The organism is Aeromonas sp. 97A (genome assembly GCF_051919185.1).
GTDB classification, from domain to species: domain Bacteria; phylum Pseudomonadota; class Gammaproteobacteria; order Enterobacterales; family Aeromonadaceae; genus Aeromonas; species Aeromonas veronii.
Window position 1 is genome coordinate 1,458,455 of record NZ_JBQBFF010000001.1, and the last position, 16,875, is coordinate 1,475,329.

Genomic DNA, 16,875 nt, shown 5'->3' on the forward strand with positions numbered 1-16,875 from the left:
TGGGGGCTGTTGGTCGCACTCGCGAGTCCACTTTGCTGGGCTTTGCCCCCTCGGGCAGAGCTGCTGCCGGGGGCCGCCCCCAGCGATTGGCTGCTGATCATCGAAGCGGATGGCGAGCGCCAGAGCAACGAGCTGGAGATCTCCCCCCTACTGCGCCAGTTTGCAGTGGGCAGAGTGACCATGAGCCGGGTCACCACCCCTGTACAACAACTGACTCGCTGGCAGATCCCGCTGCACCAGAGCGACTCACCCGCTAATACAAAGGTGGTGATTGCCCCGCTCAAGCTGGGAAATGAGTTCACTCCCTCGCTCACCCTGCCATTGAGAGAGGTGAAAACAGCGGCGCTGCCGCAACCCGCAGCCCCCTCGCCCCTCGAGATGCAGGCCAGCCTTGATCATCAGGGCCCGCTCTATCCCGGCCAGCCGGTGACCTACCGCCTGACCCTTTGGCTGCCCACCAGTATGCAAAACCCGGCCCTGAGCGAGCTCAGCTCTGCTAACTTCACTATCCGTCGCCTCGGTAGCGACGAGTGGATCGCCCCCGTTCAGGCAGGTCTGCCCGGCAGGCTCACCCGCAGCTGGCTTATTCAGGCAAAAGCGCCGGGACTCTGGTACCTCGACTCGCCCCGCTTGCAGGGGCAGCTCACGCAGCAAGGGGGAAAAGCGCAAAAACTCTCGGCCCGTGCGGCACCGCTAGAGGTGAGGGTCGACAAGGCACCCGCCACGCCGGTGGCCACCCGGCTGACCCTGAGTCAACGGCTTGAACCGGCCTCCAAGGGGGAAGTGGGTGAACCGCTGATCCGGATCCTCACCCTGACCATGGAAAATGGTGACAGCGGCCAGATACAGCTTGCCCCCCTGATGGCCCATCAACTGCCAAGCGGCATACAGGCACATCCCGATGGCGAGCAACAGCAGGAGCGTTACCGTGATGGCAAGCTGTTGTTTGAGCGACAGTGGCGCCAGACTCTGGTCGCGGATCAGAGCGGCGACTATCAGCTCCCCCCCATTGATCTGCCCTGGTTTAATACCCAAAGCGGCCGGATTGAGCAGGCCAGCCTGCCCGCCATCACGCTGACGTTTCAGACAACAACAAATCGGCAACCTGATCAGCAGACATCGCAGGTGGCACTGCGAGAGAGCCTTTGGTGGGTCGTGCTGGCCATAACGCTGCGTGCGCTATGGCGCAACTGGCCCCGCTGGCGCGCCTTCTATCAACTGCAACGTGCCCTTGCCCAACACCAGCCGGATGCCAGTCGCAAGGCGCTGATCAAGTGGGCGACCTTGCGCTGGCAGGTCTCCTATTATCAATTAGGCCAGTTGCCCGACGCTGGGCATAATCGGCTCGGCAACGCGCTAGCCGCACTCGAGCGAGCCTGTTTTGCACGGCCCTCTTCTGGCCCGCCCATCGAGTGGCGCGCTCTGGCGCGTACCCTCAGGGCCGATGAAACCGCCGGTATTGCGTACCTGATTTACCTGCTGGCACACGGGAGTTCCCGCTCCCGCCGCCACGCCCCCTGACAAGGATTGCCCAATGGCACTGCTGTTTTTTAGAAAAAAACGTGCTCAGCAGCATATTGGTGGAAATGATCCGGCCACTTCGCCGGTCTCTGATCCCATGGCTGACAAACAAACCAAATTTGAAGCACTGGTTCATGCGCTGCACGGCGATCTCTACCGGTATGCCTACTGGCTGACCCGGGATCCCAACGTAGCGGAAGATCTGGTGCAAGAGACCTTCCTGCGTGCCTGGAAGGCTATCGACACCCTGCAGGATGACAAGGCGGCCAAAGGGTGGCTGATCACCATCCTCAGACGGGAAAACGCCCGCCGCTTTGAACGCAAACAGCTGGAGCTGATTGATCTCGACGATCACCCTCAACCCCAGCACGATGCGCTGCACAGCGAACAGGAGATGGAGAACGAGTGGTTGCACCGTCACATCGCCCGGTTGCCCGAGGAGTATCAGGAGCCACTGCTGCTGCAAGTCGTGGGAGGATTCAGTGGTGAGGAGATTGCCGAGATGCTCGGCCTCAACAAGAACACCGTCATGACCCGACTGTTTCGCGCCCGCAACCAGCTCAAGGAGGCGATGGAGCAGAAGAACCAAGCAAGAGGACACGGACATGGATGAACTCGAATTTCGCCGCAACGCCATGATCCAGCCCAACGATCAACAACCGGACTTTCTCAAAACCGCTGAAGCAAGCCAGGCCAATCGGAACTACCTCGACGAGATGAAGCAGTTCGACAGAAGCCTCAAGCGCGCCATGCAGGTAGAGGTTCCCGCCGGACTGGCCGAGCGGATCCTGCTCAGGCAAGCCATGCTGCAAGACAGTGACGCGCCAGATGAGATGCCGCCATCCCACCCCCTTGGCACGGCGCCAGTCAAGCTCCGGACATCGACATCCTGGCGCCAGATCGCCCTGGCTGCATCGGTCGCCTTCCTGCTGGGAATGAGCACCCGCTGGATCACGCTGCCAGAAACGGCTCCTGCGGCTCTCTCCCTCGCACAGGTGGCGATGGCTCATGTCTATGGCGAAGAACCCTTTATTGAAGGTGTCGATGAGCAGGTCAATCTGCATAACATCAATGCCAAGATGGAGAAGTATGGCGCCACCTTGAGCGGGATGGATGGGCTCAAGGTGACCTATGTCAATCACTGCTCGTTTTATCAGGGACCAGCCTTGCACATGGTAATCCAGGGAAAGATGGGGCCAGTCACTCTCTTTTTAGTGCCCAAACATGTTCCATTAACCCTGCAACAGGCCACCTTTGAAGATGGCACCCTCAAAGGGGAGATAGTCCAGCTCAAAGGCGCCAATATGGTACTGATTGGCGAGATGAAAGAGCCACTAGCCCCCGTTGCCAACGCCCTGCAGTCACGTCTGCAGTGGGACATTTAACATCGCCGGTTAACAACCTCAGATCCATCCTCAATAGCAGGCGGCGGTCACGAGCCGCTGCCTGTTACCCCCCTGATTACTCCCCTTTGTCACTCATTTGCCTCAAGATTTCGAAAAATTGACAAAATTATTTTTGTGACGGAGATCGGCAATCCAGGTCAATAATCCACCTTTACACCCTCAAAATGATGAATTAAACAGCAAGTTAAAACAAATGATTAACACATCGATCACTTTTATGTATTCTGCTGTCACTGGTCTGATTTCTTACCTCCTACCAGATCCATAGAATCACGCCAGAATTGATTGGGAAGAAGCTGAAATAAAAACGGATTTTGTCGAGGTTTGCATTGAACGTGCAGCCAATATCGGCAAAAAAATCTGCCTACAAGAGAGAACACCATGACGACAACAATTTTCAAAAAGAGCCTGATTGCCGCCACCATCGCGCTGGCCACCGGTCAAGTCCATGCCGCGGCATTCCAGTTGAACGAGCACTCGGCCTCCGGTCTGGGTCGCGCCTATGCCGGTGAAGCCGCTATTGCCGACAACGCCTCCGTTCTGGCCCGTAACCCGGCCGCCATGACCACCTTCGACAAGATGGCAGTTTCTGTCTCTGGCACCTACATCAAACCGGATGTGGATGTGGATGGTGCTGTTTACGCTGGCGCTAACAAAATGGCTCCAGCCAGCGAAAGTGGCATTGCTCCGGCAGCCTTCGTTCCCGCCTCCTACTTTATTCAGCCGCTGAATGACCAGTGGGCTTGGGGTATTGGCATCTTCTCCAACTACGGTCTCTCCACCGAATACTCCAAAACCTTCCCGGCTGGTGCCGGTGCTGGTGATACCGAGTTGATGACCTTCAATATCAACCCGAACATTGCCTATCGTATCAACGAACACTTCAGTGTCGGTGCCGGTATCAACGCCGTTTACGGTGCCGCCGAACTCAACCGCTATGCTGGTCTGCTGGGTCCGCTGAACCCACCTAGCCAGGGTGGCCCGCTGGCAACAGATACTCGCCTGGCTCACCTGAAAGGCGACACCTGGGGCTTTGGCTGGAACGTTGGCACTCTGTACGAAGTCAATGAGAACCATCGCTTTGCTCTGACCTACCGTTCACAGGTCGATATGAGCTTTGATGGTGACTTCCAGGGGCTCACTTCAGGGAACCGCACTGTTGATGGCAATCTGAAACTGGATCTGCCTGCACAAGCCGAGTTCGCCGGTTACCATCGCCTGAGCCCGCAGTTTGCTGTTCATTACTCTGTAAACTGGACTGACTGGAGCGCCTTCCAGGAGCTGAAAGCAACCAGCAGCCAATGTGCTGGCGGCGTATGTCTGCAAAAAGATGAGAAGTTTAAAGACTCTACTCGTTACTCAATCGGCGGTACCTGGTATATCAACCCGGCCTGGGAAGCTCGCATGGGCTTTGCCTATGACAACACCCCGATCGAAGCTGACTACCGCAGCCTGAGCATTCCCGACTCAGACCGTATCTGGTACAGCGCCGGTGCCACCTACCATATCAACACCGATATGAGCGTTGACTTTGGTATGGCTTATCTGGACGGTAAAGAAGTTGACGTCAACGAAGGTCTGCGTAGCCACTCCGACAGCCTGCGTTGGAAAGGAACTTCCCACGGCAACGCCTTCCTGGCTTCTGCCCAGTTCAACATGAAGTTCTGATTATTGATAGAATGGAAAGAGCGCCGCCAGGCGCTCTTTTTTTATCCATAACTTAGATTTCAGCGCACACATGTAGCACACACGTGTTTATTTTTCTTTTCCAATCAAGCTATTAGAGTGCATCATCCCAGCATTTAATCTTGTTTTATCCAGATACTGGCCATTACCGTTGCCTTACTGGTCATACCATATAAAATCCTGCCTCCATTCATATGACCGATTGAACCTTCGGGTAACAGCAAGGATTTTGCCATGCATCCCATCATCAAACCGTCCGCCATCGCCCTGCTGGTGATCGCGGGTCAGACTCATGCCGCCGGGTTCCAGCTGGCTGAACAGTCCGCTACAGGCCTGGGACGCGCCTTTGCCGGTGAGGCCGCCATCGCGGATAACGCCAGTGTGCTCTCCCGCAATGCAGCAGCCATGACCCGCTTCGATCAGATGGCGCTCTCTGGCGGAGTCATCTATGTCAGTCCTGACGTCAATATTGAAGGTAACACCCGCTTGCCGACCAAAGCCGGTATCGTCACCTCCGATGCCAGTGCACACGATATCGCCGCCGCAGCCTGGGTACCCAACGCCTATCTGATCATTCCACTCAACGAGCAGTGGCGACTCGGCTTCTCGGCAACCTCTTACTACGGTCTTGGCGTCAAGATGCCGTATAACTACAGCGCGGGACACTTTGGTAATGTCTCCGATATCAAGACCATGGATCTGGGTACCTCACTCGCCTATCGGATCAATGAGATGTGGTCAATTGGTGCCGGGATCTCTGCTATTCAGGGCGAAGGCGAAGTCGGTGGCACCTTCCCCTCTCGCAACCTGATCGCAAAACATTTGCAAGGGGATGGCTGGGCATGGGGCTGGAATGTCGGCACCTTGCTGGAGTTGTCCGAACAAACCCGAATTGGCCTATCCTACCGTCACGATGTCACTTTGACCCTCTCGGGAGATGCTATCGTGGGCCGACCCAATGCAGATGGCTCCGTTACCGAGGTCAGAGATACCGGCAGTCTGGATCTGCCGTTGCCAGCGACGGCAGAGTTGGCGGCATTCCATCAGCTGACTGACAAGCTGGCTATCCACGGCAGCCTGAACTGGACCAACTGGAGCAAATTCGTTCAGTTGGAAGCTGATCTCAACAATTTGCAGAACATGCACATCAAGGACGAGCACTGGGAAGATAGCTGGCGCTACGCCATCGGTATGACCTATCAGGTCACTCCCAAGTGGCAACTGCGCTCCGGTGTGGCCTATGACGCCAGCCCGGTGCCAGCCGATCGTCGTACCATCTCCATCCCGGATGCCGATCGGCTCTGGTACAGCCTGGGAATGGGGTATCAGTTCACGCCCAACCTGACCGTGGATCTGGGGCTGACCCTGATCGATGGCAAAAAGGTGGATGTCACTGAAAAAATGGAGCTGCAACCGGGTAATCCGCTGACGACCTCCACCTTCCAGGGCACTTCCGAAGGGGATGCCTGGCTGGCTGGTGCACAATTGAGCTATCTCTTCTAAATTCCTTCCCTGCAAAAAACGCTATGCCAATTATTGCCTTACTCAATAAGGTGAACACTGGCATAGTGTTCTGCAACACCATAAAATCAACCCAGTACCTTTACTGGAGCAAGGCATGTATTCCTACGTAGCAAGACAGCCGATCCTCGACAGAGACCTCAAAACTCATGCCTATGAGCTGCTCTTTCGCGATAGTCTGAATAATGTCTTCCCGAGTATCTCCTCCCAGCAGGCGACGTCACGCTTGGTGGTCGAACAGTTCCTGCAACAAAATATCGATCAGCTGTTGGGGGGCCGCCCCTGCTTTATCAATTTCCCCCACTCACTGCTGCTGGAGGGATTGGCAGAGTGCCTGCCGCCCGAAAAAGTGGTGATTGAGATCCTGGAAGATTCCCCACCGGATGATGCCCTGCTGGAAAAGGTGAAACAGCTGCACAAGCTGGGATATCAACTGGCACTCGATGACTTCACCATGTCACCGGATTGGGAGCGCTTCCTCCCCTTTATCCACATCATCAAGTTTGATCTTCGTGCCACCCCCCTGATGCAGATCAAAGTGTTTATCCAGCGGCATCAGACGCTGGGGCTCACCTATCTGGCGGAAAAAGTAGAGGACAAGGCGGAGTTCGAGCGGGTCAAACAGCTGGGGATCCAGCTGTTCCAGGGTTTTTTCTTCAGTCGACCCGAGATGGTCAAGCAAGCCACCATGGAGCCGGCACAAGTCGTGGTGATGCAGTTGCTCAACGTGGTCAACGAGGCAGAGCCTGATATCAACAAGATTGAGCAGCTACTCGGTCAGGATATCTCCCTCTCTCTCAAGCTGTTGCGCTATGTCAACCATCTCAAAGGCCACACCAACCCTATTTCGTCATTTCGTCAGGCTGCCATCTATCTTGGCAACACCCAGCTAAAGCGCTTTGTCTCGCTGGTAGCCGCGACCAGCGCGGGCAAGGCAAGAGCGCCGAGCTCTACCAGATGTCGATGATCCGTGCCCGCTTCTGTGAACTGCTGGCTCATGCCCACGCCCCGAGCCAGCAGGCACAACAGGCCTTTATCACCGGTCTCTTCTCCCTGCTGGATGTACTGATGGAGCAGCCGATGGACAAGCTGCTCGGCACTATCCCTCTCATCGACGATATTCGGCTGGCGCTGCTGGAGCGCAAAGGCAATCTGGGTTTCTACCTCGCGTTTTGTGAAGATTACGAAAGCGCCAACTGGTCACGGGTCACGGCCAGAACAGCCCGCCTGGGGCTGAGCGAGGATAAGGTGAGTCACCTCTATCTGGCCGCCACCACCTGGGTCACGGAACAACTGCTGGCGATGGAAGCCACCAATTAATTCGCCTCATCATTCACTTCGACCGCGATAGCGGTCGCCTCCCCGCCCCCGATACAGAGCGCGGCTACGCCTCGCCGCAGACCCCGTTGCCGCAGCGCGGCGATCAGCGTCACCAGAATGCGCGCGCCACTCGCCCCCAACGGATGACCGAGTGCACAGGCCCCACCATGCACATTGACCTTGTGATGAGGGATGCCGACCCCGCTCATGGCCAGCATGGTGACCATGGCGAAGGCCTCGTTGATCTCGAACAGATCCACCTCTTCCACCGACCATGCAAGACGCGCCAGCAAGCGTGAAATGGCGCCAATGGGCGCAGAGGTAAATTCTGCGGGCAATGCCGCGTGGCTCTGATAACCGACGATCCGTGCCAGCACTGGTACCTGCCAGGCTTGCGCCGTGGCGCCATCCATCAATATCAGCGCCGCCGCACCGTCCGAGATGGAGCTCGAATTTGCTGCCGTAATGGTGCCCTCCTTGCCAAACGCTGGCTTCAGGGTAGAGATCTTCTCCGGTCTGCCCTTGCCGGGCTGCTCGTCTTCGGCCAGCAACAAGCGATCACCGCGATAGACACTTGCCAGCTCGGATGCAAACGCACCGGCTTGCTGCGCATCGCGGGCACGCTGCAACGACGCAAGAGCAAACTCATCCATGGCACTGCGGGTCAAACCAGCCAGATCGGCGCTGCGCTGGGCATGTATCCCCATCAGCTGGCCATCATAGGCATCTTGCAAACCGTCGAGGAATAGGTGGTCCAGCACCTTTTGATGCCCCATCCGAAAGCCGCTGCGGGCATTATCCAGCAGATAGGGGGCACGGCTCATACTCTCCATCCCCCCCGCGACCACCACCCTGTTGTCACCAAGGCGGATGGTATCCGCCGCCAGCATCACTGCTTTCATGCCGGATCCGCACACCTTGTTGACCGTGGTAGCAGGCACACTATCTGGCAACCCTGCTTTCAACAACGCCTGCCGGGCTGGCGCTTGCCCCACGCCCGCCGCCAGCACATTGCCCATAAACACTTCATCGACCAGCTCCGGACTCAGCCCACTTTGCTGTAGTGCCGCCTCAATGGCATAGGCACCCAACTCAGGCGCAGTTACCTCTGCCAATGCCCCCTGAAACGCCCCCATCGGGGTCCGTTTTGCCGCCACAATTGCAATATCCATTTGCCTGCCTCTGTTTGTTACATGGCCATAACATATGGGTTCTGACGCGATGGAACAAGAGTTGCAGTGCAGTTTACGTTTAGGTAAGGTGCAGACAGGATTTAGTTCGCCAAGAAGTCTGTATGAACAACAAGGATGAAGGACGGCGCTTCAGCATCAGTGAGCTGGCCCGGGAATTTGATATTACGACGCGCAGTATCCGTTTCTACGAGGATCAGGGGTTGCTCAATCCCGCCCGAGAGGGCCAGACCCGCATTTACAGCAAGCAGGATCGGGTTCGCCTCAAGCTCACCCTGCGCGGCAAGCGGCTCGGGTTCAGCCTCGCCGAGATCCGCGAGCTGTTTGACCTCTATGATGCCGACAAGAGCAGCCGCACCCAGTTACAGACCATGCTGGGACTGGTTGAGGAGAAACGGGAGACACTGCAACAGCAGATGGAAGATATCAGGATGGTGCTGCTGGAGCTGGATGCCGCCGAGCAGCGTTGCCAACAAGCCCTTAGCCAGCTGGGATAACCGCCTTGCTGGCTTATCAGGTAAGTCCCTTCAGCCTGCTCACAATATGCCAGATAGCAAAAAGCCACTCCTGAGAGTGGCTTTTCTTCGACCTGAAGGTTCGCTATTAAACGCGAACGAAGTCCAGGTGGATCAGCTTGTAACGTACCGGGTGACGCTGGATAGCTTTCACTTTTACGTTAACTTCTTCACCGTTGATAACCAGAGTCAGTACAGACTCATAGAATTCCGGCTTCTCTTGAGCCAGGATCATTTTCTTGTGGTCAACAGTGATGGACAGGGCTTCTTTGCCTGCACCGTAAACGATGGCAGGAACTTGGTCAGCTTGACGCAGGCGGCGGCTCGCACCTTTCCCCAGGTCAGAACGGACTTCAGCTTGGAATACGAAAGACATAGTATGTATCTCTTTTGGATGAATTTATGGTGCTAACTGCGACCGGTCAACACCTCGCAAAACGAGCGCGAATACTACCACGGGCCAACTTCGGATACAAGGTACCGACTCTGTATTTAGCGCCCCTGCTCCAACCGGGCGAATTGCTGCTGACGCTGGGCCGGGCTCAGGGCATCAAACCGCGCCAGGGTCTCAGCGCGCGGACAGTAGAGACCCTCCCCCGTTCTGACCCGAATGCTCTTGCCAAGCCGCTGCTGGTTCTCTGCCACCAGCGCCAGCAAATAGCTGTAGGTATCGGCTCCCCGGGCACTGGATAACTGATTCGCTATACGCCACAGGGTCTCCCCTGCGGCGACCTGATGACACACGGTTTGTGGACCGCCGGCCGCAGGAGCCGAGAGGGTAAGCATGGCGTCACTGCCTGCGGATAAGCTAGCCGTGTGGCTGGCGAGCGCCATATCGGCGCTCGCTACTCCCTCATCTCCTTGGGTACCACTCATCCCCGCAGTGCGAAAGGTCACCCCCAGCTGAGCGAGCAGAGGTTCACTCTCGTCGGGGTCGCTGGGCATATCAACACCACCAAACGCGTCTTGGGGTGTGCGGAACTCGGCAATAAAGGGCGCGACAGGTTGCGCGTGATAAGCAGGGGAACCACTCCCCTGCTGCACGATTGCACCAGCCGCAACAGCCTGCCCGGGGACGACCCCGTAAGCCATCTCGTCGATGCGCCGCAGCCTTGCCAGATAGGTTTTGGAGAGCTGCGCCTCCCCCTCGAACAGATCAAAGGGAGGCACCAGCCGGGCTGGAAAGAGGATCTGCCAGCGACCCTGCTTCTGCTTTTGGGCCAGCGGCGGAAACTGATTGCCACGCCAAGCCACAAACATCGCAGGCGGCGTGCGAGCCAGCGGGTAATATTCCGGGTTCAACTGCACCCAGGTTTGTTCCGCGATGGGTTGATAACCGCTGATCACCACCTGCGCCACACTCAACCAGATCCCCAGCATCCTTGCCTCCCTGATTTGCGGTTTGAAGGGGCTACCTGACCGGCAACCCCTTCTCATCACCCGCTATCATGCTGTTAAAACAGTTAGATAGCAGCTTAGCACTGAGCGATGGCGTTAAGCACCCGTTTATCGGAGACCGGATAAGGGGTCCCCAGATTCTGGGCAAAGAACGACACTCGCAGCTCCTCGATCATCCAGCGAATATTGGCCACCTCGGTGGGAATAAGCTGGGATTTGGGGATCTTGGCCAGCAGCGCCTTGTACTCCGACTCCACGCTGTGCACTTTGAGCATGTAGACCCGATCCCGGTTGGGATCGATAGCCAGCTTCTCCAGGCGACGCTCGATGGCGCGCAGGTAACGCAGCAAATCAGGCAACCGCTGCCAGCCGGTCTCGGTGACAAAGCCCTTGTGAATAAGGTTGCCCAATTGCTGCTGGATATCGGACATAGCAAAAGCGGTGTCGAGCTGCATCTTGCCCTTGAGCCGTTTCTTGATCTCATGGGACAGCGTCAGCACGGCTTCCACCTGCTTGGCCACCTCCACCACCGCATCGTTGAGCTCGGCACGGACAAACTCCTTGAGCGCCTCGAAACCGGCCTCATCCCAGGCCAACCCGCCATGCTGCTCGATCAGCTTGTCGCAGCCACAGGCGATACAGTCATCAATCAGCTCCGCAACCTTGCCAAACGGATTGAAATAGAGCCCCAGCTTGGCCTTGTTGGGCAGCTTCTCCTGCAGATACTTGATGGGAGATGGCACGTTGAGCAGCACCAGCCGGCGCTGACCGGCCCACATCAGCTGCTGCTGCACCACAGGGCTCTCCACCAGCTGGATGGCGACCGAATCTTTCTCGTCTACCAACGCCGGATAGGCTTTCACCTCGAAGCCGCCGCGCTTCTGGCTGTACTCCTGGGGCAGCTCGCCAAAGCTCCACAGGGTGAGGCCGGACTGCTCGATGTCATCATCCGCCACTTGCGACAGGGTCTCCTGCACCTTGCCACGCAGCGACTCTTTCAAGGCTTCCAGATCTTTCCCTTCAGCCACCTTCTTGTGCTTGTCGTCCACCACCCGGAAGGTGAGTTTCAGGTGATCGGGCACCGCATTCCAGTCCCAGGATTCGCGAGGTACGGTGACGCCGGTCATGCGGCGCAGTTGACGCTCCATCTCGTCCAAGAGCGGCCCCTGCTCGGGGTTGATGCTGGCAAGCAGCGCATCGGCATAGTTCGGCGCCGGCACAAAGTTCTTGCGCATCGGCTTTGGCATCGACTTGATGAGGGCCACCAACAGCTCATGACGCAGACCCGGGATTAGCCACTCGAACCCCTTCACCTCCACCTGATTCAAGAGCGGCAGCGGAATATGCAGGGTCACGCCATCCGCCGCCTCCCCCGGCTCGAACTGATAGGTCAACTTGAGCTTGAGGCGCCCCTGCTGCCAGAAGTTGGGGTAGTCGAGATCGCTGATGTGGGCCGCATCCCCCTTCATCAGCATCTCTTTTTCGAAGTTGAGCAGCTCGGCGTCCTGCTTTTTCGCCTCTTTCCACCACTTGTCGAAATGGCGAGCGGAGATCACCTCCTCTGGCAAGCGGGCATCGTAGAACCGGAACAAGTCCTCGTCATCCACCAGGATGTCGCGCCGCCGGGATTTGTGCTCCAGCGCCTCCACCTCGGCCAGCAGCTTGCGGTTATCGCTGAAGAAACGGTGGCGGGTCTCGAAATCCCCCTCCACCAGCGCGCGGCGGATAAACAACTCACGGCACAGCGCCGGATCGATACGGCTGAAGTTGATGGTGCGCTCATTGACCAGGGTCAGGCCATAGAGGGTCACCTTCTCCTTGGCCATCACGGCGCCATTTTTCTTCGACCAGTGGGGATCGCTGTGGTGCAGCTTGATGAGGTGGCCTGCCAGCGGCTCCACCCACTCGGATTCAATCTTGGCGTTGATGCGGGCGTAGAGGCGCGAGGTCTCCACCAGCTCGGCGGCCATCACCCACTTGGGCGGCTTCTTGAACAGACCCGAGGCCGGGAAGAGGTGGAAGCGGCCGTTGCGGGCACCGAGAAACTCGGGCTTTTCCAGATCCTTGTTGCCGATGTGGCTCAAGAGGCCGGTCAGCAGCGCGCAGTGCACCGTCTTGAAATCTGCAGGTTCATGGTTGGCTTTAAAACCCAGCTCCTTGACCGTCTGACGCAGCTGGAAGTGAATGTCCTGCCATTCACGCACCCGCAGGTAGGAGAGAAACTCCTTCTGGCACATGCGGCGAAACGGGTTGCTGCCAAGGGTATCCTGCTGCTCTTTCAGGTAATTCCACAGATTGACGAAGGCGAGGAAGTCGGAATCCTTGTCCTCAAAGCGTCTGTGCTGCTCATCGGCAGCCTGCTTCTTCTCCATGGGCCGCTCGCGGGGATCCTGAATGCTGAGGGCAGCGGTGATCACCATCACCTCGCTCAGGCAGCCAGTCTGCGCTGCGCTGATCACCATCTTCGCCAGACGCGGATCAAGGGGGATGCGCGAGAGCTGGCGACCGGTCTCGGTCAGCTGCAACTTGGCTTCGCGCTCGCCGGTGGCGGGCAGCTCGCGCACCGCCTCCAGCTCTTTCAAGAGAGTCAGGCCATCCTTGATATGGCGCGACTCGGGTGGCTCGACGAAGGGGAACGCCTCCATATTGCCAAGGCCGAGCGCCAGCATCTGCAGGATGACCGATGCCAGGTTGGTACGCAGGATCTCGGGGTCGGTAAAGGCGGGACGGCTGTTAAAATCCTCCTCCGAGTAGAGACGGATACAGATACCATCTGCCACCCGGCCGCAGCGTCCTTTACGCTGGTTGGCACTGGCCTGGGAGACCGGCTCGATGGGCAGGCGCTGCACCTTGGTACGCCAGGAGTAACGACTGATGCGGGCGGTGCCCGGGTCAATGACGTAACGAATGCCCGGCACCGTCAGCGATGTCTCCGCCACGTTGGTGGCGAGCACGATGCGCCGTCCGGCATGTTGCTGGAACACCTTGTTCTGCTCGGCGTTGGAGAGGCGGGCGTAAAGCGGCAGCACCTCGGTATCGCGCAGATTGAGCTTGCGCAAGGCATCGGCGGTATCGCGGATCTCCCGCTCGCCGTTCATGAAGATAAGGATGTCCCCGAGCCCCTCGCGGGACAGCTCTTCCACCGCGTCGAAGATCCCCTGCAGTTCGTCGCGCTCCTCCAGGCCCTCGCTCTTGTCACTGCTTTTTTTATCAACAAACAGTGGGCGGTAGCGCACCTCCACCGGATAGGTGCGGCCGGAGACCTCGATCACCGGCGCCTTGTTGAAATGGCGGGAGAAGCGCTGGGGGTCTATGGTGGCCGAGGTGATGATCACCTTGAGATCCGGGCGTTTTGGTAGCAGCTGTTTGAGATAGCCCAGAATGAAGTCGATGTTGAGGCTGCGCTCGTGGGCCTCATCGATGATGATGGTGTCGTACTGGGTGAGCATCCGGTCGTTCTGGATCTCCGCCAGCAGGATACCATCGGTCATCAGCTTGATGTGGGTCTGCTCGCTCACCTGATCGGTAAAGCGCACCTTGTAACCCACGTAGTGGCCGAGCTCGGACTCCATCTCCTCGGCAATACGGGCCGCCACAGTGCGGGCCGCCAAACGGCGTGGTTGAGTGTGGCCGATAAAGCCCTTGACCCCGCGCCCGAGCGCCAGACAGATCTTGGGGATCTGGGTGGTTTTGCCCGAGCCGGTTTCCCCGGCGATGATCACCACTTGATGCTCTTGAATGGCCTTGGCGATCTCCGCCTGCTTCTGGCTGACCGGCAGGTTGTCCGGATAGGTGACCTTGGGCACTCCGGCCAGACGGGTTTGATAACGCGCTTGCGCGGCATCCAGATCGGCGGCGATGGTCTCCAGCACGGCTGCCTGTTTGACTTCAGGCAGCTTCTTGACCCCGTGCAGACGGCTGGAAAGGCGGCGAGCGTCGAGGTTCATGCAGGCAGAGAGACGGCGGCGCAGCGCCTCGATAGAGAGAGACAAGGTACGAATTCCTTAAATAGGTGCCCAGAGGGGCCATATCGATTAGCTGCGAGCGATCCTAAAGAGCGAGCGGGAACGGTGCAAGCCTTAACGTAGCGTTATATATGGGAAGACAGAGAGATTGGCCGCTCCTCAAACATAACAAAACAACCATTGTAAGATGGCATAACATGAATAAATGGCAGCAAATGAAATAGCCAAGGCAAGCCGAAGCTTGCCTTGGGAGAGAGAAAAACAGGATTAACCGTGGGTGTGATGGACAAAACAGGTGGTGAGCTGGGCGTGAATGGCCTGCATGACATTGTGACGATTGATGACCCCGAGCAGACGCCCCTCCTCCACTACCGGATAGATCTTCGGCTTTTGCCCCATCATCATCTCCGCCAGACTCAAAATGCTGGTATCGGGACCCACCGACAACACCTCCTTGCGCATCACATCCTTGACCTGCGCCACCTGTTCGCAGTGATAGGCCTCCTTAAGCAGCACTGCGATGCAATCCTGCTCGGAGATCCAGCCAATCAGATGGCCCTGGCCATCCACCACAGGGCCACCGAGCTGATGACTGTTCAGAAATTTCTCGACCGCAGCTTGCACCATCATGTCGGCAGTGAAGGTGATGGGTCTGCTCTGCATATAATCCTTGGCTTTTAGCGATTCCATATCTGCTCCCCTACGGTAGTCCATCAAGCTGGCGTCTTGTGCGCCGGTACCGGCACCATGCTCGGCTTGTTCCAAGCATAGCTGGCTCGCGGCAGTATGAGTCAGCGGCCAGCCTCTCCCTCAATTGATGGCATGATCCGGCTCGCGATCCGGAATGGCTGCCATCATCATCTGCGGCAAGTGATCGGCCAGCACCGCCACCACAGCGGGATCGACCCGCCCCTGATCCGCCAGTTGCTGCATAAAGGTCAATGCGTCACGGGCAGGCAGGCCGCGCCGATAAGGTCTGTCCTGCACCATGGCCTGAAAAATATCGGCGACCCGCAGGATCCGCGCTTCGAGCGCCATGGCGGATGCCGGCAGGTGGAACGGATAGCCCTCACCGTCAGGCTCCTCATGGTGATAGGCCGCCCAGCAGGCAATCTCCTCAAACCCTTCGATGTGGCGCAGGATCTGGTAAGTCTCGAAGCTGTGGGTATTGATGATGGCCCGCTCCTCTTTCGTCAGGCTGGCAGGCTTGTCGAGGATCTCGTCCGGCACCCTGAGCTTGCCCAGATCATGCAGCAAACCGGCGATCTCCAGCATGTCACAATGGATGGCACTGACTCCCATCAATTCTGCCAGTGCCCGAGACAACCTGCTCACACCGAGCGAATGCGTCATCGTGAATGGGCTTTTGGCGTCGACAATGCCGGAGAAGATCTGCGCCAGCGCTTTTAGCTCCCCGTTGAAGGTCAGGCAAGGCTCCCGCACCTGCAGCATCTCCAGCATGTAATCATTGATGGAGCGGGCTTCCAGCTGCAGCCAGAATGCCTCAGAGCGAGACGCCTTGAGGAAGGCATCCACCAGCTCGGGGGCAAAGAACTCGTCACGGAAATCCTGCAGGCGTGCGCGGATCTCGTTGGTATGCATCAACAATGAACCATCACCATAGTAGGGTGCCGCCAACGCATCGCAGCGATCCACCAGAAAGATAAGGTTGGCCTGACGGGCTACATTGGGGTCCACATCGGCCATCTCGCGCAACAGGTGCCAGTGGGTATGGTGATAACGGATAGGCAGGGCCAGTGGGGCCAGCAAACGGAAATCCTTGAGCAGCTGATATCCCACCTCGCAGTGGCGCTGGGAGGACTCCCAATCGAACTCGCTGACCAGATGGTGATGGGTGATGGTCGAGGAGACACCGATATCATGCAGCACCCCCAACTCGAACAGCAGACAGCGTTCGGCCTCACTCATCCCCAGCTCCCGGCTGCACTCGGCAGCCATAATCCCGACCCGTTTACCGTGGGCCACATCGCCAATGCCCACCAGGTCCAGCGAGGCTGACAGGGCATACACAACCTGCCTTAGATCCACTTGCAATGAAAAGGGGGCTGCGCCCTGCGCTCTGTCCATGATCCGGGTCCCATGCGATGTTGTTGTATCAAACTGGCGCTGTTTTATGCTTCGCCTTCTATCAACTTAGTCAATAGCCGAGCCTTTTACCTTGTTTTTATAGGCATTTATGACCCTGGCACCTTGAATAGACAAAGATCACAGCTGGATTTATTTGACCACTCCCATTCAAGTCATATGTATCCGTTCAAAAATATGCGAGCAGGCTTTTTAAATCTCGCGATGACATTGTGAGCAGTTTTAAAAACTCATATCTAAGCGAAAC

12 protein-coding genes and 1 pseudogene are annotated in these 16,875 nt (G+C 57.5%); 7 read left to right on the plus strand and 6 right to left on the minus strand.

All coding sequences use genetic code 11. The features are described 5' to 3' along the window. Positions 1–9 precede the first annotated feature (9 nt). The 6 genes and pseudogenes from ACTG27_RS06595 to ACTG27_RS06620 all read left to right on the plus strand — a co-directional run bounded on the left by ACTG27_RS06595 (position 10) and on the right by ACTG27_RS06620 (position 7,454). Positions 10–1,521, plus strand: coding sequence for a hypothetical protein (locus ACTG27_RS06595; RefSeq protein ID WP_236317054.1), 1,512 nt, complete (start codon positions 10–12; stop codon positions 1,519–1,521). 13 nt (positions 1,522–1,534) lie between these two features. Then, complete coding sequence (locus ACTG27_RS06600; RefSeq protein WP_439979342.1) at positions 1,535–2,134, plus strand: sigma-70 family RNA polymerase sigma factor; 600 nt, start codon at positions 1,535–1,537, stop codon at positions 2,132–2,134. After that, positions 2,127–2,906, plus strand: a complete 780-nt coding sequence (locus ACTG27_RS06605) for a DUF3379 domain-containing protein (RefSeq protein ID WP_439979343.1) — start codon at positions 2,127–2,129, stop codon at positions 2,904–2,906. The genes ACTG27_RS06600 and ACTG27_RS06605 overlap by 8 nt, the downstream gene beginning before the upstream one ends. Positions 2,907–3,308: 402 nt before the next feature. After that, positions 3,309–4,595: an outer membrane protein transport protein gene (locus ACTG27_RS06610; RefSeq protein WP_123173014.1), complete on the plus strand. Its 1,287-nt coding sequence runs from the start codon at positions 3,309–3,311 to the stop codon at positions 4,593–4,595. Positions 4,596–4,847: 252 nt separating this feature from the next. Next, positions 4,848–6,116 carry an OmpP1/FadL family transporter gene (locus tag ACTG27_RS06615; RefSeq protein ID WP_439979344.1) on the plus strand — a complete coding sequence of 423 codons (1,269 nt, stop codon included), beginning with the start codon at positions 4,848–4,850 and terminating at the stop codon, positions 6,114–6,116. 115 nt (positions 6,117–6,231) lie between these two features. Then, positions 6,232–7,454 (plus strand): annotated as a pseudogene (locus ACTG27_RS06620) (EAL and HDOD domain-containing protein). Here the strand turns inward: ACTG27_RS06620 and ACTG27_RS06625 are convergent. Continuing rightward, positions 7,451–8,626 carry a thiolase family protein gene (locus ACTG27_RS06625; protein ID WP_439979345.1) on the minus strand — a complete coding sequence of 392 codons (1,176 nt, stop codon included), beginning with the start codon at positions 8,624–8,626 and terminating at the stop codon, positions 7,451–7,453. The pseudogene ACTG27_RS06620 and the gene ACTG27_RS06625 sit on opposite strands and share 4 nt — an antisense overlap. A gap of 122 nt (positions 8,627–8,748) precedes the next feature. On the opposite strand from ACTG27_RS06625, the gene ACTG27_RS06630 reads away from it, so the two are divergent. After that, positions 8,749–9,141, plus strand: a complete 393-nt coding sequence (locus ACTG27_RS06630; RefSeq protein WP_005360322.1) for a MerR family transcriptional regulator — start codon at positions 8,749–8,751, stop codon at positions 9,139–9,141. A gap of 106 nt (positions 9,142–9,247) precedes the next feature. Here the strand turns inward: ACTG27_RS06630 and rplY are convergent, their stop codons facing one another. The 5 genes from rplY to ACTG27_RS06655 form a co-directional block, all read right to left on the minus strand. After that, complete coding sequence (rplY, locus tag ACTG27_RS06635) at positions 9,248–9,535, minus strand: 50S ribosomal protein L25 (protein WP_005333252.1); 288 nt, start codon at positions 9,533–9,535, stop codon at positions 9,248–9,250. A 116-nt stretch (positions 9,536–9,651) separates the two neighbouring features. Continuing rightward, positions 9,652–10,539 carry a hypothetical protein gene (locus tag ACTG27_RS06640; protein ID WP_139402318.1) on the minus strand — a complete coding sequence of 296 codons (888 nt, stop codon included), beginning with the start codon at positions 10,537–10,539 and terminating at the stop codon, positions 9,652–9,654. 95 nt (positions 10,540–10,634) lie between these two features. Continuing rightward, entirely contained in the window at positions 10,635–14,549 is a 3,915-nt protein-coding gene (gene hrpA / locus ACTG27_RS06645; RefSeq protein WP_439979346.1) for an ATP-dependent RNA helicase HrpA, read from the minus strand. A 240-nt stretch (positions 14,550–14,789) separates the two neighbouring features. Then, a complete protein-coding gene (locus ACTG27_RS06650; RefSeq protein WP_005333273.1) occupies positions 14,790–15,212 on the minus strand; it encodes a CBS domain-containing protein in 423 nt (140 codons plus the stop codon). Between the two features lie 120 nt (positions 15,213–15,332). Next, a complete protein-coding gene (locus tag ACTG27_RS06655) occupies positions 15,333–16,610 on the minus strand; it encodes an HD-GYP domain-containing protein (protein WP_031227597.1) in 1,278 nt (425 codons plus the stop codon). Positions 16,611–16,875: the final 265 nt, after the last annotated feature.

Coding starts and splice junctions, on each gene's coding strand:
- ACTG27_RS06630 (WP_005360322.1), top strand. CDS start 8,749: ATGAACAACAAGGATGAAGGACGGCGCTTCAGCATCAGTGAGCTGGCC.
- ACTG27_RS06640 (WP_139402318.1), bottom strand. CDS start 10,539: ATGCTGGGGATCTGGTTGAGTGTGGCGCAGGTGGTGATCAGCGGTTAT.
- ACTG27_RS06615 (WP_439979344.1), top strand. CDS start 4,848: ATGCATCCCATCATCAAACCGTCCGCCATCGCCCTGCTGGTGATCGCG.
- rplY (WP_005333252.1), bottom strand. CDS start 9,535: ATGTCTTTCGTATTCCAAGCTGAAGTCCGTTCTGACCTGGGGAAAGGT.
- ACTG27_RS06605 (WP_439979343.1), top strand. CDS start 2,127: ATGGATGAACTCGAATTTCGCCGCAACGCCATGATCCAGCCCAACGAT.
- ACTG27_RS06625 (WP_439979345.1), bottom strand. CDS start 8,626: ATGGATATTGCAATTGTGGCGGCAAAACGGACCCCGATGGGGGCGTTT.
- ACTG27_RS06650 (WP_005333273.1), bottom strand. CDS start 15,212: ATGGAATCGCTAAAAGCCAAGGATTATATGCAGAGCAGACCCATCACC.
- ACTG27_RS06610 (WP_123173014.1), top strand. CDS start 3,309: ATGACGACAACAATTTTCAAAAAGAGCCTGATTGCCGCCACCATCGCG.
- ACTG27_RS06600 (WP_439979342.1), top strand. CDS start 1,535: ATGGCACTGCTGTTTTTTAGAAAAAAACGTGCTCAGCAGCATATTGGT.
- ACTG27_RS06655 (WP_031227597.1), bottom strand. CDS start 16,610: ATGGACAGAGCGCAGGGCGCAGCCCCCTTTTCATTGCAAGTGGATCTA.